This window comes from Stutzerimonas stutzeri (assembly GCF_009789555.1).
GTDB lineage: Bacteria > Pseudomonadota > Gammaproteobacteria > Pseudomonadales > Pseudomonadaceae > Stutzerimonas > Stutzerimonas stutzeri_R.
Genome location: NZ_CP046902.1, coordinates 1,068,604 through 1,094,638, shown reverse-complemented (window position 1 = coordinate 1,094,638; position 26,035 = coordinate 1,068,604). Strand labels below are relative to the sequence as shown.

Annotated in this window: 26 protein-coding genes; 14 read left to right on the top strand and 12 right to left on the bottom strand. The window is 64.7% G+C overall.

The window, feature by feature from the left end:
- Window positions 1-23: 23 nt before the first annotated feature.
- Window positions 24-464 (top strand): hypothetical protein, encoded by a 441-nt coding sequence (locus GQA94_RS05060; RefSeq protein WP_158187055.1) that lies wholly within the window; start codon window positions 24-26, stop codon window positions 462-464.
- Here GQA94_RS05060 and GQA94_RS05055 read toward each other — a convergent pair.
- Window positions 450-1,601, bottom strand: a complete 1,152-nt coding sequence (locus GQA94_RS05055; RefSeq protein ID WP_158187054.1) for an acyltransferase family protein — start codon at window positions 1,599-1,601, stop codon at window positions 450-452. The genes GQA94_RS05060 and GQA94_RS05055 overlap by 15 nt on opposite strands.
- A 335-nt stretch (window positions 1,602-1,936) precedes the next feature.
- Here GQA94_RS05055 and GQA94_RS05050 point away from each other — a divergent pair, with 335 nt between their 5' ends.
- The 6 genes from GQA94_RS05050 (at window position 1,937) to GQA94_RS05025 (ending at window position 6,941) form a co-directional block, all read left to right on the top strand.
- Entirely contained in the window at window positions 1,937-2,947 is a 1,011-nt protein-coding gene (locus GQA94_RS05050; RefSeq protein ID WP_158187053.1) for an SDR family oxidoreductase, read from the top strand.
- Between the two features lie 115 nt (window positions 2,948-3,062).
- Entirely contained in the window at window positions 3,063-3,665 is a 603-nt protein-coding gene (locus GQA94_RS05045; protein WP_158187052.1) for an outer membrane protein, read from the top strand.
- A 73-nt stretch (window positions 3,666-3,738) separates the two neighbouring features.
- Window positions 3,739-4,416, top strand: coding sequence for a response regulator (locus GQA94_RS05040; RefSeq protein WP_158187051.1), 678 nt, complete (start codon window positions 3,739-3,741; stop codon window positions 4,414-4,416).
- Window positions 4,413-5,810 carry an ATP-binding protein gene (locus tag GQA94_RS05035; RefSeq protein ID WP_158187050.1) on the top strand — a complete coding sequence of 466 codons (1,398 nt, stop codon included), beginning with the start codon at window positions 4,413-4,415 and terminating at the stop codon, window positions 5,808-5,810. The genes GQA94_RS05040 and GQA94_RS05035 overlap by 4 nt, the downstream gene beginning before the upstream one ends.
- 82 nt (window positions 5,811-5,892) lie before the next feature.
- Window positions 5,893-6,336, top strand: coding sequence for a ketosteroid isomerase-related protein (locus GQA94_RS05030; protein WP_158187049.1), 444 nt, complete (start codon window positions 5,893-5,895; stop codon window positions 6,334-6,336).
- 251 nt (window positions 6,337-6,587) lie between these two features.
- Window positions 6,588-6,941: a hypothetical protein gene (locus GQA94_RS05025; RefSeq protein ID WP_158187048.1), complete on the top strand. Its 354-nt coding sequence runs from the start codon at window positions 6,588-6,590 to the stop codon at window positions 6,939-6,941.
- A gap of 195 nt (window positions 6,942-7,136) precedes the next feature.
- On the opposite strand, the gene GQA94_RS05020 is transcribed toward GQA94_RS05025, so the two are convergent.
- From GQA94_RS05020 to GQA94_RS04985, 8 genes are read right to left on the bottom strand one after another with little or no spacing between them, the layout of a single operon-like run.
- Entirely contained in the window at window positions 7,137-8,786 is a 1,650-nt protein-coding gene (locus GQA94_RS05020) for a complex I subunit 5 family protein (protein ID WP_158187047.1), read from the bottom strand.
- Window positions 8,783-10,279, bottom strand: a complete 1,497-nt coding sequence (locus GQA94_RS05015) for a complex I subunit 5 family protein (protein ID WP_158187046.1) — start codon at window positions 10,277-10,279, stop codon at window positions 8,783-8,785. The genes GQA94_RS05020 and GQA94_RS05015 overlap by 4 nt, the downstream gene beginning before the upstream one ends.
- Complete coding sequence (locus GQA94_RS05010) at window positions 10,276-11,700, bottom strand: complex I subunit 5 family protein (protein ID WP_158187045.1); 1,425 nt, start codon at window positions 11,698-11,700, stop codon at window positions 10,276-10,278. Before GQA94_RS05010 ends, GQA94_RS05015 begins: the two co-directional genes overlap by 4 nt.
- Window positions 11,697-11,978: an NADH-quinone oxidoreductase subunit K gene (locus GQA94_RS05005; protein ID WP_158187044.1), complete on the bottom strand. Its 282-nt coding sequence runs from the start codon at window positions 11,976-11,978 to the stop codon at window positions 11,697-11,699. The genes GQA94_RS05010 and GQA94_RS05005 overlap by 4 nt, the downstream gene beginning before the upstream one ends.
- A complete protein-coding gene (locus GQA94_RS05000; RefSeq protein WP_158187043.1) occupies window positions 11,975-12,886 on the bottom strand; it encodes a hydrogenase subunit MbhD domain-containing protein in 912 nt (303 codons plus the stop codon). Before GQA94_RS05000 ends, GQA94_RS05005 begins: the two co-directional genes overlap by 4 nt.
- Window positions 12,879-13,175, bottom strand: a complete 297-nt coding sequence (locus GQA94_RS04995; protein ID WP_158187042.1) for a cation:proton antiporter — start codon at window positions 13,173-13,175, stop codon at window positions 12,879-12,881. The genes GQA94_RS05000 and GQA94_RS04995 overlap by 8 nt, the downstream gene beginning before the upstream one ends.
- Complete coding sequence (locus GQA94_RS04990; RefSeq protein WP_158187041.1) at window positions 13,168-13,419, bottom strand: monovalent cation/H+ antiporter complex subunit F; 252 nt, start codon at window positions 13,417-13,419, stop codon at window positions 13,168-13,170. The genes GQA94_RS04995 and GQA94_RS04990 overlap by 8 nt, the downstream gene beginning before the upstream one ends.
- Entirely contained in the window at window positions 13,419-13,913 is a 495-nt protein-coding gene (locus GQA94_RS04985; protein ID WP_233270217.1) for a Na+/H+ antiporter subunit E, read from the bottom strand. The genes GQA94_RS04990 and GQA94_RS04985 overlap by 1 nt, the downstream gene beginning before the upstream one ends.
- Before the next feature lie 562 nt (window positions 13,914-14,475).
- On the opposite strand from GQA94_RS04985, the gene GQA94_RS04980 reads away from it, so the two are divergent.
- The 6 genes from GQA94_RS04980 (at window position 14,476) to GQA94_RS04955 (ending at window position 21,896) form a co-directional block, all read left to right on the top strand.
- Window positions 14,476-16,158 carry a carbon starvation CstA family protein gene (locus tag GQA94_RS04980; RefSeq protein WP_158187039.1) on the top strand — a complete coding sequence of 561 codons (1,683 nt, stop codon included), beginning with the start codon at window positions 14,476-14,478 and terminating at the stop codon, window positions 16,156-16,158.
- Entirely contained in the window at window positions 16,155-16,418 is a 264-nt protein-coding gene (locus GQA94_RS04975; protein ID WP_158187038.1) for a cory-CC-star protein, read from the top strand. Before GQA94_RS04980 ends, GQA94_RS04975 begins: the two co-directional genes overlap by 4 nt.
- Window positions 16,409-17,410 carry an ArsA family ATPase gene (locus GQA94_RS04970; protein ID WP_158187037.1) on the top strand — a complete coding sequence of 334 codons (1,002 nt, stop codon included), beginning with the start codon at window positions 16,409-16,411 and terminating at the stop codon, window positions 17,408-17,410. The genes GQA94_RS04975 and GQA94_RS04970 overlap by 10 nt, the downstream gene beginning before the upstream one ends.
- A 294-nt stretch (window positions 17,411-17,704) precedes the next feature.
- Complete coding sequence (locus tag GQA94_RS04965) at window positions 17,705-18,280, top strand: antibiotic biosynthesis monooxygenase (RefSeq protein ID WP_158187036.1); 576 nt, start codon at window positions 17,705-17,707, stop codon at window positions 18,278-18,280.
- Window positions 18,281-18,451: 171 nt separating this feature from the next.
- Window positions 18,452-19,540 (top strand): polyamine ABC transporter substrate-binding protein, encoded by a 1,089-nt coding sequence (locus GQA94_RS04960; protein ID WP_158187035.1) that lies wholly within the window; start codon window positions 18,452-18,454, stop codon window positions 19,538-19,540.
- On the top strand, window positions 19,527-21,896 hold the full coding sequence (locus GQA94_RS04955) for a putative bifunctional diguanylate cyclase/phosphodiesterase (RefSeq protein WP_158187034.1): 2,370 nt from the start codon (window positions 19,527-19,529) through the stop codon (window positions 21,894-21,896). Before GQA94_RS04960 ends, GQA94_RS04955 begins: the two co-directional genes overlap by 14 nt.
- A 42-nt stretch (window positions 21,897-21,938) precedes the next feature.
- Here the strand turns inward: GQA94_RS04955 and GQA94_RS04950 are convergent, their stop codons facing one another.
- Both GQA94_RS04950 and GQA94_RS04945 read right to left on the bottom strand, forming a co-directional pair.
- The gene (locus GQA94_RS04950; protein WP_158190029.1) at window positions 21,939-23,333 is read right to left on the bottom strand and encodes a sigma-54-dependent transcriptional regulator; all 1,395 of its coding nucleotides are present in this window, start codon (window positions 23,331-23,333) and stop codon (window positions 21,939-21,941) included.
- Window positions 23,326-24,813, bottom strand: coding sequence for an ATP-binding protein (locus GQA94_RS04945; protein ID WP_158187033.1), 1,488 nt, complete (start codon window positions 24,811-24,813; stop codon window positions 23,326-23,328). Before GQA94_RS04945 ends, GQA94_RS04950 begins: the two co-directional genes overlap by 8 nt.
- 151 nt (window positions 24,814-24,964) lie before the next feature.
- On the opposite strand from GQA94_RS04945, the gene GQA94_RS04940 reads away from it, so the two are divergent.
- Entirely contained in the window at window positions 24,965-25,351 is a 387-nt protein-coding gene (locus GQA94_RS04940; RefSeq protein ID WP_158187032.1) for a DUF4168 domain-containing protein, read from the top strand.
- An 80-nt stretch (window positions 25,352-25,431) separates the two neighbouring features.
- On the opposite strand, the gene GQA94_RS04935 is transcribed toward GQA94_RS04940, so the two are convergent.
- The gene (locus GQA94_RS04935; protein ID WP_158187031.1) at window positions 25,432-25,890 is read right to left on the bottom strand and encodes a DUF1456 family protein; all 459 of its coding nucleotides are present in this window, start codon (window positions 25,888-25,890) and stop codon (window positions 25,432-25,434) included.
- Between the last annotated feature and the right edge of the window lie 145 nt (window positions 25,891-26,035).

The window sequence follows — 26,035 nt, the reverse complement described above, 5'->3', positions numbered from 1 at the left end:
CGCCTCGCAGACCTGAGCCGCCCATGCTTTCGATCACGCTCGCGACCCTGATGCTCGCCACGGTCGCCGTGCCGGTGGACGTGCAGCTCGCCCTCACCCCCGACGACGACCTCGTCCGCCTTCGGTTGTGCTTCAGCAGCGCACAACCCTACCCAATCGCCTATCAGCTCGAGGTACATACCCTCGGTCGCGCCGGCACCAGCCGCAGCCGGCAATCGGGGGAGCTGACCAGCGGGCCCGTCGTGCAATGCCCGCTGAACAACCGCCTCGGCTTGCCCGAAGGCAGCCGGATCGAAGCGACGCTGACCTGGTCCATCGATGGCCAGGCACAACCACCCTTGCGCCAGCGCTATCCCGCAACCCAGCCCGCCAGCCCCGGGTCACCGGAACCGGACCTGCCACCGCTGCCAAGACCGCTTGCGCCGGACGAACTGATCGTCAGGGTCGGCTCAAACCTGCGATAGCCGCAGCGGCTCATTGCGCGCCAGGCGGCGGCCCAGTTCGATGCCCTTGAGCTCCACGTAATGGTAAGTCAGGCACGATACCGCCAGGACCGCGCCCAGCTCCACCATTGTCAGCAGGTCGTCCATCAGTACGCTGCCCGTGCTGATGTAGCGCATGATCTGCTCGCTCCCAGGCTGCTGGAGTATCAGTGTGTATTGGCTGCCGGTGAGCTTGGACAACACCACCGCGGCGCTGGTGAAGGCAAAGATCACAGCCGCGTGCGTCAGGTAGATCGAGAACGACAGCTCGCCCAGGCGCGCGAAGCCGCGCCGCTGCAGCAGTTGCGACAGGGCGCCACGTTCGTTGGCAAACACCAGCACCACCGCGCAGAAAAGCAGGCTGGCAACCATCCCCTGATGAGGCGTTTCGTGCGTCAGCGTGCGGTACACCAGCAGCAGACAAAGGACCTCGAGCGCGGTGAACAAGGGCCGATCATCCAGGCGCGCGATCGCCGGTTCCAGCCGTTCATAGAGGCGATAGGTCAGTGCGCCGGCGAAGAAGCAGGACGCGCCACGCCAGATGAATGGTTTGATCACATCCAGCTCGACATACAGCGCCGCGAACGAAATCAGTGTCGCCAGCGCCAGCACCTGTGCGCAGTAGCGTGGCATGACCAGCAGCACCAGCCCCAGCACCATGTACAGGTAGTACTCGATGCTGATGCTCCAGGCCGGCGTATTGAACGACAGGCTGTTGAAGTCGCCGATCCAGCTCTGCAGCAGCAAGGCATTGGGCAGGATCTCGCTCGGCGCCGTCTTGCCGCTGAACGCCGCATCGTTGAAGGAGAACCCATGGTGCTCGGCCCACAGCTTGCCGAACTCCAGCCCGATGAAGACGAGCAGCATCACCAGATGCAGCGGATACAGCCGAAAGGTACGGCTGATGATGAAGCGCTTGAATGCGTCGGGTCCAAAATCGCGCCGGCCATAGGCGTGAAACAGCACAAAGCCGCTGAGCACGAAAAAGAACTCGACGAACAGATCGGCATGCCGGAAGAAACTCAGCTCGGAAAAGCTCAAGAGTATCTGGGTATGAAACAGCACCACCGCGACCGCGCAAATACCGCGAAAACTATCCAGCACTACAAAGCGTTTCATTCCTGCACCTTCGCATCAGGCCAGCCCGCTGCACGATCATCGCGACGCGTGCTGGCCGAGGGGGATAAGCGGGAGAAGCTCCCGAGCCAGATTGAGAGCAATTGGCCATCAAAGAGTTCCGAGACCGTGGCACACACACTGTATCGGCGCCGCCCGAGTGGCGAACCGGCGACTTGATCGATTCGATTGGCGACGGGCCGCGCCTGCCATACCGCCACTGAGCGAGCGCTCGGACAGGCTCCCGGCCCCGTTGCCATCCATCGCCTGTCCGGAACCCGAGGCGGGTCGATGGCTTCTACCGAGCCCACCCACCTGCCGTTTTGCGAGGCGATCCGATGCGCATTTCCCTGAAACCCCTGAACGAGCAAGTCATCGTCATCACCGGGACCTCGAGCGGCATCGGCCTGGCCACCGCGCGGCTGGCCGTCGAGCGCGGCGCGCGCGTGGTCCTGGTGGCTCGCAACGAAGTGGCCCTGGCCGACATCGAACGCGACCTGAACGCCGGTGACCGCGTCCTGCATGTCATGGCCGACGTCGGGCAGCGCGAACAGCTCGAACGGGTCGCCAACGAGACGATTGCCCATTTCGGCGGATTCGACACCTGGATCAACAACGCAGGCAGCTCGGTGTGGGGGCGCTTCGACGAGGTCAGCGACGAGGATCACTACCAGGTCATGCAGACCAACTTCTGGGGCACCCACTACGGCTCATCCATCGCCGTGAAGCACCTGCGCCACAAGGGCGGTGCGCTGATCAACATCGGCAGTGTCGAGTCAGCCAACGCGCTGCCCTTCCATGCCAGCTACGCCGCCAGCAAACATGCGGTCAAGGCCATGACCGACGTGCTCCGCGTCGAGCTGCAGAAGTCCGGCACGCCGATCTCGGTGACACTGGTGCGCCCGTCCTCGACCGACACCCAGTTCATGGATCACTCGAAGAACTGCCTGCCCAGCGCGCCGGTGTTTCCGCCACCGGTCTATGCGCCGGAAGTGGTGGCGCGGGCAATCCTCCACGCCGCCGAACATCCGCAGCGCGACGTCTACATCGGCAACGCCAAGCTGTTGTCGCGCCTGGCCCAGAACGCACCGCGACTGGCTGACTGGATCAACCGCACCCTGGTTTACGACGCCCTGCAAAGCGGCCGCCCGGACCGGCATCCACGCGGCACGCTGTACGCGAGCGATGTCGGCAGTGTCGACGAAGGCAAGGCCAGCGGCGATTACCCAGGGAGGGTATTGACCCGTAGCCTCTATACCCGGGCCACGCAACACCCGATCGCGACCACGGCCGCCGTCGCAGTGGGCGCGGCAGCGCTGGTCGCCTTGCTGGGTCGTCGCGGCCGCTAGATCGACGAGCACAGCACGCTCGTTCAGCTCAGGTTCAGCCAGGGTTCAGGCGCGGTTCAGGGCCTCGCAGGCAGGATGATCACGTCACTTATCCATGCCTGCAAAGGAGCGACACATGAACAAGCTGCATACCCTGGCCATCGCCACCAGCCTGAGCCTCTTCACCCTTGGCGCGCATGCCGCGGAAAACTTCGCCGGCCTCACCTGGGGCAAGAGCACGGTCAACATCGACCGTTCCAGCACCCTGAAACAGAACATGGGCCAGGACCGGTTCGACGATATCATCAAGAACAGCGGCACCTGGGGCGTGCGCGCCGGGCAGATGACCGACGAAGCACGCTACTATGCCACCTACGAAAACGTTTCCGACGACTACGGCAGCTCGCTCAAGCTGCGCCAGCAGAACCTGATCGGCAGCTACGATATGTTCCTGCCGGTCGGCGATACCACTCGCCTGTTCGGCGGCGCCAGCGCTGGCCTGACCAAGCTGGAGAACGAGTCCAGCGGTTATCGCCGTGACAGCGACATCGGCTATCTGGTCGGCCTGCAGGCCGGTGTGCTGCAGGATGTCGGCAAGAATGCGTCCATCGAAGCCGGCTACCGTTACCTGCGCAGTAACGCCGGTACCGAAGTCGCCGAGCGAGGCGTCGGCAAGGTCGGTTCGATCGACGTGCACAGCAGCAAGCAGGCCTACCTGGGCGTGAACTATCACTTCTAAGCCGTCATCGCCTGCTTCACCCTGGGACCACGGCCGGGATCGCCCCGGCCGTTTTGCATGACAGGAGCCGCAAATGAAAGTGCTGGTGGTGGAAGACGAGGCGCTGCTGCGCCACCACCTATGGACTCGCCTGAGCGAAAGCGGCCATGTGGTCGACGCGGTGGCCAGCGCCGAGGAGGCGCTCTACCAGACCCGCGAATATCACCATGACCTCGCAATCGTCGATCTGGGTCTGCCGGACATCAGTGGCCTGGACCTGATTCGCCAGTTGCGCAGCAATGGCCAGCGTTTCCCCATACTCATCCTCACCGCGCGCGGGAACTGGCAGGACAAGGTGGAAGGGCTCGCCGCCGGGGCCGACGACTACGTGGTCAAACCGTTCCAGTTCGAAGAGCTCGAAGCGCGGCTCAACGCGCTGTTACGTCGTTCATCGGGCTTCACTCAGGCCAGCATCGAGGCCGGGCCGCTGAAGCTCGACCTCAACCGCAAGCAGGCACTGGTCAACGACGAGCCGCTGGCTTTGACCGCCTTCGAATACCGCATCCTCGAATACCTGATGCGTCACCAGCAGCAGGTGGTGGCCAAGGAACGGCTGATGGAACAGCTCTACCCGGACGACAATGAGCGAGACGCCAACGTCATCGAGGTCCTGGTCGGCCGGCTGCGGCGCAAACTCGAAGCGCAAGGCGGACTGAAACCCATCGATACCGTTCGCGGCCTGGGTTATCTGTTCACCGAGCGCTGCCGGTGAACCGCCGCTGGAACCGTTGGCGAGTACGGGCGCGGACCACCCGCAATGGCGGCTTGTCGCTGCGCCTGCGCCTCATGCTGGGCGCGACCTTGCTGGCCGTCCTGTTCATGCTGGCCCTGCTGCCCGTGCTGCAGGCCGCGTTCAGCCTCGCCTTCGAGCGCGTCATCGAGGAGCGCCTGGCCGCCGACGCCAACACCCTGATCACCGCCTCTCGCCTGGTCGACGGACGACTGGTCATGCCGGATCGATTGCCCGATGAAGAGTTCAATCTGCCGGATGCCAAGCTGCTCGGCTACATCTACGACCCTCAGGGCCAACGGCTCTGGCAGTCACGCTCGGCCGAAGATGAAAACATCGATTACCGACCCCGCCTGCACGGCGACGTCACCGAGTTTCGTCGGGTGCATGACGTCGATGGCCTGGAATACTTCGTTTATGACGTCGAGCTGCGCCTGACCGACGATGAGCGCCAGGCGTTCAGCTTCGTGACCATGCAACCCACCAGCGAATACCGCAGTCTGTTCGAGGAATTTCGCCAGCAGCTCTACCTGTGGCTGGGCGGCGGCCTGTTGGTGCTGCTGAGCCTGCTGTGGCTCGGGTTGACCTGGGGCTTTCGGTCGCTGAAACGGCTGAGCCGCGAGCTGGATCAGGTCGAAGCTGGAAAACGAGACCGGCTCAGCGACCAGCACCCCCAGGAGCTGTTGCGCCTGACCCGATCGTTGAACCGCCTGCTCGACGGCGAGCACCGCCAGCGTGAACAGTACCGCAACTCCCTGGGCGACCTGGCCCACAGCCTGAAGACGCCGCTGACCGTCCTGCAAAGCGTGGGCGAGGTGATCAGCGCGCAGCCGGACAATCGCGAACAGGCGCGCGTCATGCACGCCCAGATCGAACGCATGAGCCAGCAGATCGGCTATCAGCTACAACGTGCGAGCCTGGGCCAAAGCGGGTTGGTGAGGCACCGGGTAGCGCTGCAACCGATGCTGATGCGCCTGTGCAGCACCCTGGACAAGGTGTATCAGGACAAGCGCGTTCGGGTCGACCTGAAGCTCCCGCCGGGCGCGACCCTCCCTCTGGAGTCCGGCGCACTGATGGAGGTGCTCGGCAACCTGCTCGAAAACGCCTATCGTCTTTGCCTGCATCAGGTGCGCATCGGTCTGCAGCAACAAGGCGATCAACTGCTACTGAGCGTCGAAGACGACGGTCCCGGCGTTCCGGTCGATCAGCGTGCGCGTATCCTTCGTCGCGGCGAGCGCCTGGATACCCAGCACCCTGGCCAGGGCATCGGTCTGGCGGTGGTCAAGGACATTCTGGACAGCTATGGCGGCGAGCTGAGGCTCGACGACTCCACGCTTGGCGGCGCCGCCTTCCGGATACGGCTGCCGCTGGACTGAGCAGGCCCAAGTGGATACGGTACTGCCCAGTCCCCGCGCAGCTGCTAAAATTCGCATTCCCGCCATGCAACGGACGCATCACATGTCAGTGGACGAGAACAAAAGGCTGGTTCGCAAACACGTCGAACTGAGCTGGAACCGCGGCCACCTCGCGCTGGCCGAGCAGCTGCATAGCAAGGATTTTCTCTACAAGAGTTCGTTCGTCGGTCGCCCCATGACCAGCGCCGAGTTTGTCGGGATGATCATGCAGATTCGCACCGCCATGCCTGATCTCGAAGTGGTCATCGAAGAATGCGTTGCCGAAGGCGACAAGGTGGTTACCTGGAGCACATTGATCGGCACCATCGAGAACGCCGCTCTGGGCTATCCGCCCAGCGACAAGGTGCTGAGCATTTCAGCCATGGCATTCTGGACACTGACGCCGAGCGGGCAGATCCGTGAAATCTGCACCATGTTCGACATGGAAAGCTTCCGCTCTCAGTTGGGGCTGCCCACGCGTACCTATTCGGAAAAAGCGCTGCCCTGACGGTCTGCATTCACCCGCCGCCCGGCTGCTACATCGCCAGACCCGGCCTGCTCGCTTGGAGCTGGCCCGCGATATTTCATCGAATAAATATATCGGACTTATCGGCTTATTTTATTGGCTATTCAGTTAGGTCTTAGTGGCTAGTTTGCCCTATCACCTTTGTCGATTAGCACTATTGATACGTTCGCATTTGTTCAACCAGCGTTCGTACTTAGCATAGGTTCCGTACCACTCCTACCGAGGACAGACCTATGAAAAAGCTGATCGCAACGCTCCTGCTGACCGGACTCACCGGTTCCGCTTTCGCCGTTCCGCCGAGCCAGCCACAACCCTTATTGGGTGAAGCGCAGGGTAGCGATACTGTGCGTGAGCATATCCTGACCGACCACGGCCTGGCTGAAAATGGCTCGGAACGAACCCCGCTGGGCGAGCGGCTGGCCGAAGATGGTTTCGATTTGACGCCACTTGGCGAACAACTGGCGGAAGATGGCTTCGATCTTACGCCGCAAGCCGACCGTCTCGCCGACGATGGCTTCGACCGTACGCCGCTGGGGCAGCGTCTTGCGGAAAACGGCAGTGACCGAACCCAGCTAGGGCGGATATGAAACAACCGATTCACTCAAGGCGCCGTTGGCGCCTTTTTTATTGCCCGATCAAGCACCGCGAAAAAGGCGCACTTCGATGTTGTATCGATCATCACAGCGCAACTAACCAAACGATCGTCGCTGCACTGTTCAACCATTGAATAAATAACCCGATCAAATAAAGTGCCAGCCATTACATCCCCATATCTGATCCCTTTACCAAAACCATCCCAACCACAGCAGAGCCACCAATAACCAGGCGCTTATGGCGAACGTGCCACTGGCCCACAAACGATTCCAGCGACGTTCGCGTTGGCGCCACCGTGACGGGTTCGGCCCGGCGCGCGGTACTGCCAGCGGCGGTCGCTGCAGTAGCCGCTTGAGCCGCAACGACACGACCAGCGCGGGGTTTGGCAATGCTGCCATCCATGCCGGAACACGCCAGCCGAGGCGCAACGCCAGCGCCGCCAGCGCAAGGGCCAGCAAAAGCGGCCATAGCCCTGCCCAGATGCCGCCGGGATACAGGCCCTGGAGCATGGGCTCACGCAGCGTCGGCCAAAGCCAGGGCAACAACACGGCCAGGCTGCTCAACAATGCCCAGGGCAGCAATTGAGGCAGGGGCGGTCGCGCGCTCGGCGCGTCATCGGCATCCCGGTACAGCAACCACAACGCCCGGATCAGCAACAACACGGTGGTCAGGCTGGCGACGCTCAGCCAGACCAGCCAACGCTCGAACTCACTGGCCTGCCACACTTCCTTGAGCGCCGTCTTCACCGCCCCGCCGCTGGTCAAGGGTGCAGCCGCGATTGCCGCGGCCGGTAAGCTCAGCAGCAGCCAGCCCACGCGTGACAGCCGACCGGCATGGATCATCCCTGCGGCGAGAAACAGCGCGCCCTTGGCCAGTCCGTGATGCACGCCATAAAGCATCAGCACGACGGTCAGCTCCTGCGCTTGCTGCGGATGCCGCCAGGCCAGCGCCAGCAGCATCAGCAGATACCCCATCTGGCTGACCGAGGAGTAGGCCAGGGCCGCTTTGGCCTGGGCGGTGAACAGCCCCAGCAAAGCCGGGTAGATCGCGCTGAAAATACCCACCGCGAGCGCGACCTCAGCCCAGCCGGACAGCAGCGGATCGTTCTCCGGCAAGCAGCGCCAGAGACCGAGGAACCCCGCCTTGAGCATCGCCCCGGACAGGACCGCGCTGGCCGGCGCCGGCGCCGCCGGGTGCGCCAGCGGCAGCCACACGTGCAATGGCCAGAAGCCGGCCTTGAGGCCAAGTCCGATCAGCAACAGCAGCAACGTCAGGCCGTCCATCGGCAATGCCTGCCAGGCGACGAAAGCGAAGGCTCCGTCAGCGGCATGACTGCGCAGCAGCAGGGCGGTCAGGAGGGCCATTTCGCCACAGATTGCCAACTGCAGATAGAGCCGCCCCGCGCGACGGGGCCCCGGACCGCCCTGATGCACGATCAAGCCGTAGGCGGCCAGGCTCATGGCACTGAAGCCGAGGTAGAAGCTCAGCGCGTCGGTGGCGATGATCAACAGCAGGTTGCCCGACAGCGCCAGCGACCAGAACGTCCAGAAGCGCAATCGCCTGGGATCGTCCCGCTGGCTGTTGCCGGCAAATACCCCGGCGCATCCCCACAACAGCGCGGTAAAGCCCAGCCAGGCGCGAGTCAGCGCGTCATCGGCACCCCAGCGCACGCCTTCCCACAGCATCGGCAGTTCCAGCGGCGGCATCGGCCAGATCACCATGCCCAGCGCCGGCAGGCATCCCAACCAGAGCCAGCCGACCGCGCGCGTGCAACAGCGCAGCGACACGCCGGCCAACAAAGGCGCCAACGGGACGAGTAGCCAGAGCCAGGCGCTCATATCTCGAATTCCCGGTCGACAATCAGTTGCGCCCAGCCGAGCGGACTCAGCGCAGTACCGGCCAGCAGACCTACCAGCACCGCCAGCAGCGCCGTGAACAGCGCCGGGATCAGCAGCATCCAGTGGGTTTCCCAGCGCTCCTCGCGCCAGTTATCTTCGTGCCAGTCGGCTGGCTCGGCGAACCAGCCCCGCCACAGCAGCGGTAAAAAATAACCGGCGTTGAGCAGCGCGGACCCCATCAGCACCAGCAACACCCAGTCCTGGCCGACTTCCAGAGCCCCCATGCCCAACGCCCACTTGCTGACGAACCCGGCAATCGGCGGGATGCCGATCATGCCCAGCGCGCCGATGCTGAATGCCGTCATGGTCAGCGGCATTCGCCGCCCCACCCCATCCATCTCGCGGATACGGTGGATGCCAAGCGTTTCGGCGAAGTTGCCGGCGCAATAGAACAGGGTCACTTTCATCAACCCCTGGTGCACCAGATGCACCAGACCGCCGACCGCGGCGATGGGTCCGAGCAGCGCCACCCCGAGGGTCACGTAGGACACCTGGCTGATGGTCGAGTAGGCCAGGCGCTTTTTCAGTTCCTGCTGCTGCAAGGCTCGCAACGAGCCGTAGAGTATGGTGGCCGCGGCCAGCCACAGCAGCGGCATGGCCATATCCAGCCGGGATAGTGCCTCGGCGCCGAAGACGTCATAAACCACCCGCACGATACCGAAGGCCCCGGCCTTCACCACCGCCACCGCATGCAGCAATGCACTGACCGGCGCCGGCGCCACCATCGCCTGGGGTAACCAGCCATGCAAGGGAATGAGCGCCGCCTTGACCCCGAGCCCGGCCACCAGCAGCACGAAGGCGACGCGCAGCGCCAGATCCTGCTCGCCGACCTTGTCCAGCAGGTAGCCTCCCGGCTGGAAATCCTGCCCTCCGGCCAAGCCGTGCAGCAACGCTACGCCCATCAGCACCAGCGCGCCGCCGCCGACGGTATACGCTAGGTAAACCCGTCCGGCACGCAGCGCTTCGGGCGTGCCGCGATGGACCACCAGCGGGAACGTGGCCAGGGTCAGCATTTCGTAGAACAGCAGGAAGCTGACCAGATTGCCCGCCAGCGCCAGACCCACCGTGGCGCTGACACACAGGCTGAAATAGCCGAAGAAGCGCGACCTCAGCGGGGAGTGCTCCAGATAACCGATGGCATAGACCGTAGTGGCCATCCACAGCACCGATGACAGCGCGACGAACAGCAGCGACAGCGCATCGGCCTGCAACACCAGGGGCGCGCCGGGCAGGAACGGCAGGCTGAAGCGAAACGCCAGGCCACGGCTGACGCCATAGATCATCGCGCCCACCAATACCAGTTTGATCCCTACGCCGAGCAGGTTGAGCGTCACACGGGTTCGCTGCTGATCCTCGCGAAGCGTAAAGATCAGCAACCCTGGCAGCAGCGAGCTGAGCACGATCGCCAGGGGCAGCCAACTCGTCCAGGTCATCGCGCCACCCCGCCCAGCCAGAGCAGCAGGGGCTCGCTGATCAACGCCAGGCTCAGCACCAGCAGCGCCGGCAGCATGGCCAACCATTGCGCCAGGCGATCCGGCACGGTGCTCGGCGGGTTCGGTCGGGCACGATCGAAGCCCAGCGCTACCACGCGAAATACGTAGGCCGCCGACATCAGCGTGCCAAGCAGTACGCCTAAGGCCCACGGCCAATGCTGTGGCCGCTCGAACAACGGCTGCAACAACAGCCATTTGGCGAGAAACCCCCCGCTGGGCGGCAAGCCGATCAGGCTGGCGCCGGCCACGGCGAAGGTCGCCATCGCCACCGGCATGTTCTGGCTGGCGCCTTTCAATGCACGCACCCGACGCGTGCCGAGCACCCGTTGCAGCTCGCCGGCGGCAAGGAACATCGAGACCTTGGCCAGGCCGTGGGCGAGGATGAACAACCACAATGCCGCTGTCATGCGCGGCTCCTGCCAGCGCAGCAGCAGGCCCAGCGCCAGCAATGCATACCCCAGTTGCGCGACGGTCGAATAGGCCACCAGCATCTTCAGGCGTGGCGCGCGCAGCGCCGACCAGCCACCCGACAGCAGCGCCAGCACGCCCGCGGCGGCGAACAGACCGCCCGCCTGACGGGCCACTTCGGGCGGGGCGAGCTGGGTCCAGACCAGCCAGAGGATATAGATCGGCCCCTTGACCACCAGGGCGGAGAGCAGCGCACTGACCGCCGTCGGCGCGCCGGAGTGTGCCGGTGGCAACCACAGGTGCAGCGGCCATAGCGCGGCCTTGAGCATCAAACCGACGGTCATCAGCAAGAGCGCCAGCCGGGTGCTGGCATCGGCCTCGACCTGCTCGCTCAGCAGCGCGATGTCGAGCATGCCGTAGCGGCCATAGAACAGCGCGACGCCGAACAGATAAGCGAGCGACCCGGCCAGCGACAGCATCAGGTAATTGAAGGCTGGCCGGTAGGCCTGGCGTCCGGCCAATGCCACCAACGCAACCGCTGCCAGGCTGAGCAATTCGAGCGTGACGTACAGATTGAACAGATCCGCAGACAGCCACAGCGCGACCAGCGTGGCGTGCAGCAGGCAGGACAGTGGCCAGTAGTCCTCGCCCCCGGTGGCATGCGGGCTGCGCGCGGCGTAAAGCGCCACCAGCAGATGCAGCCCGGCGGTGAAGACCATCAGCAAGGCGGTCAGCGCAGTCAGACGGAAACGGATCGCCAGCGGCGTGTCCCAGCCACCGAGGTGCAGCCATTGCGGTCCCATCAGCATGGTCTGGTGCAACGCCACGGCCGCCGCCAGCAGACTGGCGAAGCTGATCGCAATCACCCACAGGCCGTTACGGCGCGGCTGTATCGCCAGCAAGAGCAGGCCGCCGAACAACGGCAGCGACAGACTCACCAGGGCCGGCGTCATCGATGCCGTGCCCCTTCGCCGCGCATGGCCCCGGCCAGTCGCAGGGCGAGCGCCGTAGCGCTGACGGCCACCACCAGCCCGGTAACCACCAGCGCCACCAGCAACGGATCGCTCGGCTGGCTACGCGTCGCCAGGGCGATCATCACCAGAAACACGCCACTGCCCATCAGATTGAACGCCATGATCCGCCGCAACGCCTGGCGCAGGGTCAACAGGCCGTGCAATCCGAGCAGCCAGAGCGCGGCCCCCACGACCATCCAGAACAACGCGGCGCTCACCGCGAGGCCTCCTCGCCTTCACCGATCACCAACAGGCTGAGGCTGGCGGCGATCGACAGTGTCGCCACCGCTTCGATCAGCAGGATGATCGTTTTGGCCCAACCGTCCGGATAGTCCAGCCAGCCCTCCCCCAGCCAGGCGGTAAGCAGGGCGACGACGAGGAACAGCCAGACGCCGCCGAGCACCAGCATCCGAAGCGGGACGAAGGACCAGCGCAATCCGGGCAACAACGCCGACAAGCGCAGCAACACCACGCCGGCAGCCAGCAATGCACCCGCCTGGAACGCCCCGCCCGGTGAGTGGGCGCCACGCCAGAGCACGTAGCCGGCCGTCAGCACGAGCAGCGGTGCCAGCACCCGAGCCCAGGCACGCAATAGCGGCCACGGCTCTGCCAGGTCGAGACGCTGTGGCCCGAGCTGTCGTGCGCCTATCAGCGCCAGCAACAGCACGGCCAACTCCAGCAAGGTATCCCAGGCACGCAGGTTCAACAGCACGGCGGTGACCGGATGACTGACCCCAGTGCTCGGCAGCACCCGGTCGATTTCATCAGGCAGCGCTGAGCGGCCATCAGCCAGCGGTGCGAGCCCCTGCACCAGCATGATCAGCAATGGCAACACCACCGCCGCCGCGGCCAGGCGCTGGCGCGTCGGGGCCATGGTCGGCCGCTCGGCCGGTCCCGCTCGACGCGCCAGCGCAGAGAACAGCAGAACACCGGTCAGCCCGGCTCCGATGGCGGCCTCGGCCAGCGCCAGGTCCGCCGCCCCCAGGCGTGCCCAGACCAACGCAAGCGCCAGGCCGAAGGCAATGAACAGCAGCACGCTGGTGTAAAGGTGCCGCCCGTGCAGCGCACCCACGGCCAGCCCCAGCAGCAGTAACCCCAGCGCGCCATCCCATAGCCACTCAGTCATCGCGCGGACCCTCACCGGCCTGCCGTGCCAGCAACTGGCAGGCCGTGGCGCCCGAAGCCAGCAGCAACAGCCAGATCAACAGCATCTGCCCCACCTCGTACAGGCTCTCGGTACGAATCGACAGGCCAGCGACGACCAGCCCGAGACCGAGCGTATCGGCCTTGGTCAGGGCATGCAGCCGGCTCACCGCATCGGGAAAACGCAGCAGCCCAAGGCTGCCGGCGGCGAAGAAAAACAGGCCGCCAAGCATCAACAGCCCGCTCAGCGCCGCGATCAGCAGGTCAGTCATGCTGCCTGCGCCGCAGCAACTGAACCAGGGCGGCCGTCGCGACTGCGGCGAGCAACCCCATCAGCAGCGCCACGTCGCGCAGTGCCGGTTGCTCCTGCCAGTGCGCCAGGACCAGCAGCAACGCCGTGCCAGCGGTGCCGAACAGTTGGATGGCCAGCAGCCGATCCACCCGTGTCGGGCCCAGGACCACGCGCACCAGGCCAACGGCGATGGTCACCAGCAACAGCGTTGAGTACAGCGCCATCAGGGCTCGCCCCTGCCGTCAAGCAGCCGCGCCAGGCGAGCTTCCAGATCGATCACCGTCGCGTGCCATGGTTGCCGCTCATCGAGCACGTGAAGGCGCATGCAATCGCCGTCGATTCGCGACGACAACGTGCCGGGTAGCAAACCGACCATCGCAGAAAGCAGCAACCGTACCCGTGGCGATTGGCAGCGCATCCGATAATCGACCCAGACCGGTTGGAGCGAGGGTCCAGGCAGCATCGCGCGCACGGCAACGTCCCAGGCGCCGAACGCCATGCGGCTCAGGAAAAACCAGACGAACCCCGGCAATCTCCGCCAGGAGAGCCGCCAGGGCCGCAGCCCCAGCCAGAGCGACAGCCCAGCAGCAAGCAGCACGCTTGGCAGGCCCAGCGTCCAGCCGCTGCCCCTGGTGAACAACGCCCAGATCGCGGCGTAGAACAGCGACCACGCCAGCCCATCGAGCCAGCGGCGATGCGATCCGGTGTCTGTCGTCACGGCGTCTCCTTGTTCACGCGGATCGTCGAGGTCCGCTTGCTTCCATCGGATCGGGGGCCGGCTCGTTCGCGCTGGTGGCCAACGCCGTGGACAGCCCGACCGCGGGCGCTGCAGGCTTGCCCGCCTGGCTTTCGCGGCGTTGCACGAGGATCCTTCATGGCCGCAAAGCGGCATCGATCCAGCGCGTCGCCGGCCGCCCGAACGCGAGCCCCTGGCCCAGGTTTGTCTTCAAAGGACCTGAATGCTCGGCGAGGGTTCGCGTTTCGCTGTCTACACAGGCAGAATCGGTTTTGGTCAATCGGGGGCCAGACCCGTCCCGAACCCGTCGCCATGGCCGACGCGCGGGATGCCGGGTCAGGGCTCGTGCGGTCATCGACGGGAAACCTTTCACGCCGCAGCCGCTCGAACCTCAATCGCCAGTTCTGGCACAACGCCGAGGCGTCAACGCCGGGCTTTGCTGGTCGATACCGAACACCGCACCCGCTGGGGTGATCAAGTCATTGTCGGGCAGCAGCCCAAGCCTGCGTGATGCCTGTCGGGCACGCGTGCGAGGAGCTATCGAATGAGTGCGATTGCGTTGATGATTGTGGGGCTGGCGGCGATGTCGCTGGGGTATCTGTTCTACTCGAAGTTCATCGCCGAGAAGATCTATCGCCTCGACCCCAACTACCGCACCCCGGCCCATACCATGCGCGACGGCGTGGATTACGTGCCGACCAACAAATTCGTGCTCTGGGGCCACCACTTCACCTCGGTGGCGGGCGCGGCACCCATCGTCGGTCCGGCCATCGCGGTGATATGGGGCTGGGTCCCGGCGTTCCTCTGGGTGGTGCTGGGCACCATCTTTTTCGCTGGCATCCACGATTTCGGCGCGCTGTGGGCCAGCGCCCGCAACAAAGGCCAGTCGGTGGGCATGCTCAGCGGCCGGTTGATCGGTTCGCGCGGGCGCAGCCTGTTTCTGGTGGTGATCTTCCTGGTGCTGTTGATGGTCAACGGCGCCTTTGCCGCGGTGATCTCGAACCTGCTGGTGTCGACGCCGACCTCGGTGATTCCGGTGTGGGGTGCGATCGTCGTGGCCCTGGTGATCGGCCAGTTGATCTACCGCTACAACGTCAAGCTGCTGTGGCCGTCATTGGGCGGCGTGATCGTGCTCTACCTGCTGATTCTGCTGGGCAGTGCCTACCCGATCAGCCTGCCCGAAACGGTGATGGGCCTCAGTGCGAAATCGTTCTGGATTCTGCTGCTGTTCGCCTACGCCGCCATCGCCTCGCTGCTTCCCGTGTGGGTCTTGCTGCAGCCGCGCGACTACATCAACGGCCTGCAACTGTTCGTCGGCCTCGGCCTGCTGTATTTCGCCGTGTTGTTCGGCGCACCGGAGCTGGTCGCGCCCGCCTGGAACGCCGAACTGCCGAGCGACAGCCCGAGCATCGTGCCGCTACTGTTCGTCACCATCGCCTGCGGTGCCATTTCCGGCTTTCACGGGCTGGTGGCGTCCGGCACCACGTCGAAGCAGTTGGACAAGGAAACCGATGCCCGCTTCGTCGGCTATTTCGGCGCCGTCGGTGAAGGCATGCTCTCGCTGGCCGCGATCATCTGCTGCACGGCCGGCTTCGCCACGCTGCTGGACTGGCAGCAGGTGTACACCGCGTTCGGCCAAGGCGGTGTAAACGCCTTCGTTCAGGGCGGCGGGACCCTGCTTGCCAACGGCCTGGGCCTGCCGGCAGATCTCGGTGCAACCATTCTCGCGGTGATGGCAATCCTCTTCGCCGGCACCACCATGGATACCGGCCTGCGTTTGCAGCGCTTCGTGATCCAGGAAGCGGGCGAGCTGGCCGGAATGAAAGTGAACACCCTCGTCGGCACCCTGATTGCGGTTGGCGTGTGCATGGCGCTGGCCTTCGGCGCCGGTGCCGAGGGCAGCGGCGGCATGGCAATCTGGCCGCTGTTCGGCACCACCAACCAGCTGCTGGCGGGCCTGACCCTATCGATCATCACCGTGTTGCTGATCAAGCAGGGCCGTCCTGCCGTGTATACCCTGGTGCCACTTGTGTTCCTGCTGACCATGTCGATCTACGCCTTGCTGGTGCAGATGGGTCAGTTCTACCGCGCGGAAAACTGGTTGCTGCTGGGTATGGACATCGTGATCCTGATTGCCGCCCTGTGGGTCACACTCGAGGCGATCATCGCCATGCGCCAGGGCCGCGATCCGGCTGCCGAGATGACCACCGACGAGCCGCTGCCGTGACACCGCGGCCGTTCTTCCAGCGCTTGTCGGATGGGCTGCGGGAGTTCTACATAGCGCCCTACCGGCGCACGTTCGCCCGCGCCCGGCGCGATGAGGACGACCTGTTCATGCTGCTGGTCTTCTCCGAAGCGCTGGGCGTGCCGAACCCGGCCACCTGGTACACCCTGGAACTGATGCCGGAACTCTACCAGCGCTTCCATGACTGGCATCGACGCATGGGCATGGAGCACTCTCCACTGGACCACATCGGATGTTGCTAGCACTGGCCGCCCGAAAGCGGGTGCTGTTCATCGGCGGCAAGGGCGGCGTCGGCAAGACCACCGTCGCCGCCGCCACGGCATTGCAGCAGGCGCGCGCCGGGCGCCGTGTGCTCCTGGTATCCACCGATCCGGCGCACAACCTGGGCCATCTGTGGAATCGAGCCATTGGCTCCAGTAGCGTTCGGTTGGCGGCCGGCCTCGATGGCCTGGAGCTGGACCCCGATGAAACGGTGCGCCAACACCTCGACGAAGTGGGCGGTGCGTTGCGCCGCTTGATGCCGCCGCATCTGGCCGGCGAAGTCGACAAGCACATGGCGCTGTCTCGCGATGCGCCCGGCATGCACGAAGCGGCGCTGCTCGAGCGCATCGCGGACACCCTGATCCAGGGCCTCGAAGACTACGACCTGCTGGTCTTCGACACCGCCCCGTCCGGCCATACCTCGCGGCTCATGGCGCTGCCGGAAATGATGACCGCCTGGACCGAGGGCCTGCTGCAACGCCAGGAACGCAGCAAGCGCTTTGGCGATGTGTTGCGCAATCTGGGCAAGGATGACGGGGGACTGGGCGAAAGCGTGGTGGGTCGCGAGCCCAGCGACGGGAGTGATCGTCAACAGCGCGTGCGTCAGTTGCTTTACCGGCGTCGCGAGCGTTTCAGCCTGCTGCGCGAAGTGATCCAGGACCCACAACGCTGCGCATTCGTCATCGTCCTGGCCGCCGAGCGGTTGCCGGTCCTGGAAACCATCGAGCTGCACGCCCAGTTGCAGCGCAGTGGCATCGATGTCGCCGGCCTGGTGGTGAACAAGCGCTCACCAGCCGACGCCGGCGCCTTTCTGGCCGAGCGACATGCCCAGGAACAGCGACATCTGGATGCCCTGCGACAAGCGCTCCCGGACCTTGCCCTGCAAGAACTGCCGCTGCTCGCTGAAGACGTGGTCGGTGAAGCCGCGCTCGAGCGTTTCGGCGAACGGCTGGGACTTCGCACGTCCTTCTGAGCCTCGTGCCGAACGATCGGAGCCATAGCGCACGCATGGCCGGTCGTCGCCTGCCGGGCTGGCCGGACGGCACCTGCCGTTTCTCGAACGCATTCGGGCGCGCATGCCCCTTCCAAGTGCGACGAATCTCCGTATAGTGCGCCGTCGTCCTCCGACGTACCGACCTCACAAGGCCTGGCGCGGTCTGATGACCAAGGCATGATCCTTGCCTGACCAAGTTCGCAGCCCATCACCCCGGCGCTGCGTTTGCCGAATGCCCTACCCGGGTGGCCGGCCTGATGCTGGAGATACACAATGTCTACCGAACCCGTCACTCTGATGGTTGCCCGCCGCGTGCGCGATGGCCGCTACCACGATCTACTCGCCTGGCTGCACGAAGGCGAGCAATTGGCCGCGGACTTTCCCGGCTACCTGGGTTCCGGCGTGCTGGCACCGCCGCCCGGGGACGACGAATTCCAGATCGTCTTCCGCTTCGCCGATGAACAGACCCTCGACAGCTGGGAGCATTCGGCCTCGCGCAGGGCCTGGCTGCAGCGTGGCGGCGAGCTGTTCGGGCAGCCGCATGAGCACCGCGCACGTGGCATCGACGCCTGGTTCGGCGGCAACGACAGCCCTCCCCCTCCGCGCTGGAAGCAGAGCGTGGCGATCTGGCTGGCCTTCTTTCCCGTGTCGCTGATATTCAACCTGTCGCTCGGTGGGCTGCTCGGCGAGCTGAGTCTGGTGATGCGCATCCTGATCACGACGCTCGCACTGACGCCACTGATGACCTACCTGTTCATACCGCTGTCCACACGACTGCTGCGACCGTGGCTGCAGAGCCCGCCCCGCCCACGTATGCGACACGCTGAACAACCGGCCCCTGTCCGCTGATCGGAACGGCCCGACCGGCTTGATAAAAACATTGCTGCCATTCGTCTGGCGCCATTAAAGTGCCACCTCCGCGAGCCGATAGCCATCCGACGCCCCTTTTTGATGCACTGACGCTCATCGAGCCGGTGCGGGCCGTCGACTCAGGCGGTGTCATTGCGGATGGAGCAACGGATGAATAACAAGAAACTGGGGTCGTCGTATGGACGGCGACTTGTCGCCGCGACGCTGGTGTCGGCCAGCCTGCTGTTCCCTTCGACCGTTGTTCGCGCCACCCAAAGCCTGACGCTGCTCAACTGGGAGCACTACCTGAGCGATGCGGTGATTCAGCGTTGGGAAGCCGAGACCGGGGTGGCGATCCAGCAGATCTACTTCGACAGCGGCGACAAGCGCGACGAGGTCCTGGCCACGCCCGACCACCAGATCGACCTGGTGCTTACGGCGCTGGTAAGCGCTTACCGTTTCGGCAGTCGCAGCCTGCTCGAGCCCATCAATGAGGCGGCACTGCCCAACCTGCGCCATGTTTCGCAACACTGGCGCGACCGTTGCGGCTCTTACAGCATCCCCTATCTCTGGGGCACCCTCGGCATTGCCTACCGCGCCGACCGCATCGACGAGCCGCCCCAGTCCTGGGCCGACCTGCTGCTGCCAACCCGAGGCGATGAGCCGCACATCATCATGATGGAGGACCACGAGGACATCCTCGCTGCTCCGTTGATCTACCAGCAGCGCTCGATCAACAGTTCGGACAACGATGAGCTCAAGGCCGCGTTCGAACTGCTCCGCGCCCAGGCCAGCGCCGTGCTCACCTATGAATACGCGATCACTTCGCTGGGTCGCCAACGCTACCTGGACCAGGCCGTCATGGCGCTGGCCTACAGTGGCGACCAGCATGTGCTCAATCAGGCGCCCGGGGTCGACGGCGCGCCTTGGCGTTACGCGGTGCCCGAGGAAGGCACGCTGCTTTGGGTCGACTGCCTGTCGATTCCGACCAACACCCCGAACAAGGCGTTGGCGTACCGTTTTCTGGACTTCATCAGCGACCCCCGGATCGCCGCATTGAACGCCGCCGAGCTGGGCGTCGCGACACCCAATGCGGCGGCCCGGGCACTGTTGCCCGAAGCGATGCGACAGGACCCGACCATCTATCCGCCGGAGGACATACTGGCGCGCAGCCAGTCGTTCGAACCCCTGCCGCCGCATGCCACGCAGACGCGGCGGCGCATCATCAGCGCACTGATCAACGCCCATGACGCTCGGTAAGCGCGCCCTGCTGGTGATCTTTCCGGTCATCCTGATCATCCAGCTGCTGGCCGCGACGACCGCCTACCTGACCCAACGGGCTTCGCTGCTGGGCCTCGAAGAAGCGCGCCTGGCGCAACAGCTGTCGGCCCTGAAATCCGCCTACATGGACTATGAGGCGTTCAACCGCAGCGTGCTCAACTCGATCATGGAGAGCGAGGCGCTGCTGCTGTTTCTGCGCGAGACCAATACCGCCTACCGCAACGAGACGCTCAGCTTGCGCATTCAGCAGAGTGTCCGTTCGCTGTCCACCAGTCGATTGTCATTCGTCTCGTTCGCCATCGTGCAGCCCGACGGCGAGGTGGCGTATTACTTCGAAAGCAGCCTGGCGCCCTTTTCGACCATGAGCGCCCAACAACAACAGCTCGTTCGCGAGGCCCGGCAGGCAACCGACGCCGGCAAGACGAGCTATTTGGCAAGCGCCGACCAGGGGCCGCTTTTGCTGGCCACCGAGTTCCTGCTGTCGGCCTCCAGCAGCCGGCCCTTGCCAAGCCAACGGCTGGAGGCGTTCGCGTTGCAGCTGGCCGTGCGGCCGGATCATTTCGTCGCGCTGAAGCAGCGCCTGGAGAGCGAATACGGCGCAGCGATCGAGATTGCCTCGACGTTGCCGCCGGCTGCGCCGGGCCTGTCGGCCGATATCGAGCTGTCACGCTCGCTGCATGCCCGGCTGGCACCTGCGCCTGACTACATCGCCGCACGCCTGCAGACGCTGAGCCTGGCCTTCCTGGTTGGCGGCTCGATGGTCTGCCTGATCACCATCGGCCTTTTGCTGCTGCTGATACGGCGCTATGTCACCGACCCGATCAGCCTGCTTGACCGGCAACTGACCGACCTGCTGCTGTGCAAGCGCGACGCACTGGACGAACCCGGCGATGGCGGCGAGATCGGCCGGCTGACGCTGAACATGAAGACCCTTCACGAGCGCAACACCACCGCCCTGCAGCGCATCCAGGAGATTTCCTGGACAGACAGCCTGACCCGCATCAGCAACCGTGCCCACTTCGGTGTGCTGGCCACCGCCATGTACGACCAGTGTGCGCATAGCAAGCGGCAGCTGGCGCTGCTGTTTCTCGACCTGGACAACTTCAAGCAGGTCAACGACCAGCACGGCCACGATGCCGGCGATGCGCTGCTACGGATATTCGCCAAACGGGTCCAGGGTGTGCTCGACCGTCATCGACAGGCTCACCCGGACGCCGAAGCCGCGCTCGCCCGGCTGTCGGGTGACGAGTTCGCGATCCTGCTGCTGACCGATGTCGAGCACGACAGCCTGCCGGCTCTTACCGACGCCTTGCTGGGCCTGTGTCGTGGCGGTTTTCGCCTGGAGGATCGTCTCTACCCGGTCAGTGTCAGCATCGGCACTGCCCGCTATCCGGCCGATGCCGATTCCATCACCCAACTGCTGACCCGCGCCGACACGGCGATGTACCAGGCCAAGGCCGAGGGCAAGAACGTCGCGGTGGCCTTCTCGGCCCAGTTGGAGCAGCGCAACCTGCGCATCCGGGTCATCGAGGAGCAGTTGCGCCTGCTCGACGGCGACGACCAGTTCAGCCTGGTCTACATGCCCGCCGTGGATCGCAGAGGCGCCGTGACCAGCTGCGAGGTGCTGCTGCGCTGGCATTCGCCGCTGCTGGGCACGGTCTCGCCCGGGGAATTCATACCCATCGCCGAGCGCGCCGGCCTGTTCCCGAAGATCGACAGTTGGGTGATCGATCACGCCCTGGCAGGCTATCCGGAGCTGGTCAGGCTGTTCGGTGAAGAGGTGATCCTGGCCATCAACGTTTCCTCGGCACAGCTGACCGATGATCGCCTTTGCAATTACCTGATCGAACGTGCCGCGCATTACCGCATCTGTACCAGCCGTATCGAGATCGAACTCACCGAGACCTATGCCGCCGAGCTGAGCAACAACACCATGGAAGTGGTGCGCGCGATCCGCATGGCCGGCTTCCGTGTGGCCATCGATGATTTCGGCGTTGGGTACACCTCGATCCAACAATTGCTCGAGTATCCGGCTGACACCATCAAGTTGGACATGGCCATCGTCGAACGCCTGACCCGCACCGAGATGCAGGAAAGCCTGAGGGCCATCGTTGCGTTCTGCCAGGCTCAGGGCAAGCGGGTCAACGCCGAGGGCGTGGATACGCTGGAGAAGCAATCGGCACTGCTGCAAGCCGGGTGCGACCTGTTCCAGGGCTATCTGATTTCGCCGCCGCGCTCGGCGGCCGCGCTGGAGGAATGGGTGGCGATCCGCAACCGCACGCCAGGGTCGCCCCTCGGCGCGCCGAGCGGTCAGGCGTTGCTCGCGCAGGGGTGAACGGCGCGAGCGCTACCAGGCCTGAGCGGCGCAGCAGCGGGCTCAGCCCTCGTCCACTTCCTTTTCGCCGAGACGACGGTAGAGGGTGCGGCGTCCGATGCCGAGCAACGCCGCAGCGCGCCGCTTGTTCCCCTCGACCCGCTCCAGCACGTGGCGGATGTAACGCATCTCCAACTCATCCAGCGTCGGTAGCAAGGGACCGTCGATCATCAGCCCGAGCAATTCATCGGAGCGGGTTTCGGACGGGGTTTCCTGGTAGCTGGCGATCCGCGTCGGCAGATGCTCCAGCTCGATGCTGCGGCCATGGCAAAAGGTGACGGCGCGTTCCATGGCGTTCTGCAGCTCTCGCACGTTGCCGGGGAAGGGATAGCGCCGCAGTTGCTCGAGTGCCGCGCGCGACAGCCCACGCACGGGACGACCATCACGGGCGGCGAAGTGCGCGACGAAGCCGGCAGCGAGCAGCTCGCGGTCTTCCTCGCGGTCACGCAGCGGCGGCACCTGGAGGATGAACGTCTCCAGGCGGAAGAACAGATCCTCGCGAAACGACTCACGTCCCGCGGCGGTTTCCAGCGGACGATTGCTGGCGGCGATGATGCGCACGTCGACGCTCAGTTCGCGCTCGCCGCCAACCGGGCGGATGGTGCCTTCCTGCAGCACGCGCAGCAGTTTGGCCTGCAACGGCAGTGGCATTTCGCCGATCTCGTCGAGAAACAGGGTGCCGCCGTCGGCTTGCTGAAACAGCCCCTTGTGCGCACGACTGGCGCCAGTGAACGCACCGGCGGCATGACCGAAGAACTCGCTTTCCAGGAGTTCGGCCGGCAACCCGGCGCAGTTGATGGCCAGAAAGGGTCGCTGCGATCGCTCGCTCTCGGCATGTACCGCGCGCGCCACCAACTCCTTGCCGGTGCCGCTTTCGCCAATGACCAGGACGGGGCCGGAGGCGCGCGCAAGCTGCCGAATCTGGTCGAACAGACCGCGCATCACACGGCTGCGACCAAGCATGCCGTGAAAACGATCGTCGCTGAGCAATTGCTGGAAGCGTCGCACCTCGTCGCGCAGCCGGCGAGTCTCCAGCGCGCGCGACACGGCCAGCCCCAGGTGTTCGAGGTCCAGCGGCTTGGTCAGGAATTCATCGGCGCCCTCTTTGAGCGCCGCAACGGCCTGTTGAATGCTGCCAAATGCGGTGATGACCAGGAACGCCGGCGCGGCCTGCATGGCCTTGACCCGCCGCAACAACGCCATGCCATCGGCGCCCGGCAGACGCAGATCGCTGATCACCAGCTCCGGCTCGAAGCTGTCGAGCAGCGGCACGGCGTCTTCCGCGCTCGCCACGGCGTGTACGTGCAACGGGCGATCTTCCAGTTCCTCGACCAGCAGTTGGCGCAGGCTGTCATCGTCTTCGACGATCAACACCCGCTGCGGCGCGCTGTCATCCATTTGCATGCGTGTCATCCTCGTTGGCGAGCGCCAGGGAAATACGAAACGCCGCGCCACCCAGCGGGCTTTCCACCAGTTCGATCCGGCCACCACATTCGGCCACCACCCCATGCGCCACCGCCAGCCCCAGGCCGCTGCCCTTGCCCACCGGCTTGGTGGTAAAGAACGGTTCGAACAGGGCAGCGCGGTGCTGCTCGGCCACGCCAGGACCGTCATCCTCGACCTGGAACATCAGGCAATCGGCTTCCTGCCACCAGCGCAGCATCACGCGTCCGCCGGGACTGGCCTGGGCGGCATTGCGCAACAGATTGGTCAACGCCTGCTCGAAGCGCGGCGGATCGACGTCGCAATGCAGGGCAACGTCCGGCGCCTGAAGGTGCAGCTTCACATCCAGCGAGGCCAGCTCATCGGCAACCGCGGCGGCGGCCGAATGCGCCAGCACATCAGCGGGCATGCGCCGTGCGGGGCGGCCAGCAGCGCGTCCGAACTCCAGCAATTGGCGAACGATCTCGCTGAGCCGCCGCACCTGGCTGCGGATCTGCAGCAGGCCCTTGCGCTGGCCATCTTCCAGGTGTTCGCTGCGTAGCACTCGCTGGGCCTTGCCGTCGATGACGCTGAGCGGGCTGCCTAGCTCATGCGCCACCCCAGCGGCCAGGCGCCCCACCGCAGCCAACTGCTGCGTACGTCGCAACCGGGATTCGAGTTCCGCCTCACGCGCCTTCTGGGCAGCCATCCGCTGCTCGGCGTCGGCGATGCTGTCGAGCATCTGGTTCAATGCGCGGCCGAGCACCGCGATTTCCTGGGGTCCGCTGTGTGGCGCACGGTGCTGGCGATCGCCCGAAGCGACACGTGCCATGCTCTGGGTCAGCTGCTGCAAATGGCGACCGATGGCCGACCAGTGCCCCAGCAGGACGATGCAAACCGCGGCCAGCGCCAGCGCCGCGGCCGATATCCCGGCGATCACGCGCAGGCGTCGTGTATCGCGCTCGAAATCATTCCAGCGACGGGTCACCTGCAACAGGCCATTGATGCGCCCGCCGCTCTGTTCGAGCGGAAGGAAATAGGAGTAGACCTCACGCCCACGGATGCGCTGATAGCCACCGCGACGTTTGCCGTCCGCGGTCAGCTCCTGAATCGAAGATTGGTCCTGATCCGGCTCGATGGCGCCTGCAAAGGCCACCAGTTTGCCCTGATCGTCATAAAGATAAGCCCCATAGACGCGACCGAGGCCAAGCACGGATTCCAACACCTGTTGCGAGGTACGGTCGTGCTGCCTTTCCAGACTGTCGCTGAGCGGCAACCGAACCGCCCGCGCCACCAGCTCGACCTCTTCCTGCAGGCGCCGCTCGCTGTTGCGCTCGACCGTCCATAACAGCAGATAGCTGAAGCCGAGCATGATCGCCACCAGCGGGATCACGACCTTCAACAGCAGCGCGCCGCGGAGCGTCGAGGTTCTCTGCCAAACTGCTACATGTGCCATTTTGGCACCATACAGAACAGCCCCTGCAACGTCGAGCCGAACAGGACGAACGGAATAATTCGTTTATTTTCAGTAGCTTGATATGTGCAGCCCAGGCTGGCATGGCTGATGCAATGGTCCCTGCCGTCTTCAAACCGCAGGAATATCCAACATGACCAAGCTAAACGCCCGCCTCGTTTCCGCCGGCCTTGCCGCTCTTCTCATGGCCGCCGGCACCTCACAGGTGTCCGCGCAGGAGGCAGCGCCGACGACTCAGCCCGCGCCCGCGGTGCAGGCAGCGGACATCAGCGACAAGAAGCTGGAGAAATTTGCCGATTCACTGGGTGAAATCATGGAAATCCGCGAAGACTTCACCGCCAAGCTGGAAAAGACCGGCGATCCAGCCGAAGCCCAGCAGCTGCAGCAGGAAGCGAACGAGAAAATGATGAATACCGTGGTCGAGAACGACCTCAGCATCGAGGAATACAACGCCATCAACCAGGCGGTGCAGAGCGACCCACAGCTGCGCGACCGTGTCATCGCGATGGTCCAGAACTAAGCGTTCAGCCGTTCAACGCGCCCCGCCCCTTGCGGCGGGGCTTTTTTTGCCCGCCACAGGTGCGACGAGCAGGCGTTCGATCACTTGGCGCGCAACGCCAGGCCTTTGAGGAAGTTGCGCAACAGCTGGTCGCCGCAGACACGGTAGTTGCTGTGTCCGGCCTTGCGGAACAGCGCGCTGAGCTCCGGCTTGGATACCGGGAAATCCGCCGCCTTGAGGATCGCGTGCAGGTCATCTTCCTTCAGCTCGAAGGCCACACGCAGCTTCTTGAGCACCATGTTGTTGGTTACCGGCAACTCGACAGCGGGCGTCGGGCGGCTCTCGTCCTTGCCGCGCTTGTAGATCACCACGCCATCGAGCACATGCGCCATGACTTCGTCCCCGCAGGGTTTGTAACCGTCCTCATCGTCCTTCTTCAGGTAGGCGACCATATCGGCCTCATTGACCTGGTAGCCGGTCAGGCGGGTGATCTCGACGAGCTTTGCGTCGCTTACGTTCAGGATGTAACGCAGGCTGCGCAACACATCGTTATTGACCATGGACAATCCTTACTTCGTGGATGAGCGAGCGTGGCACGCCCGGCTCGTGCAGCGAGACGGGGCCGGCCCGGATGGCGGCGAGTATAGAGGATAGCCCGGGCATTTCAGAAAAATGCTGCAACCCGTGCCGGACGCCAGGCCCAGC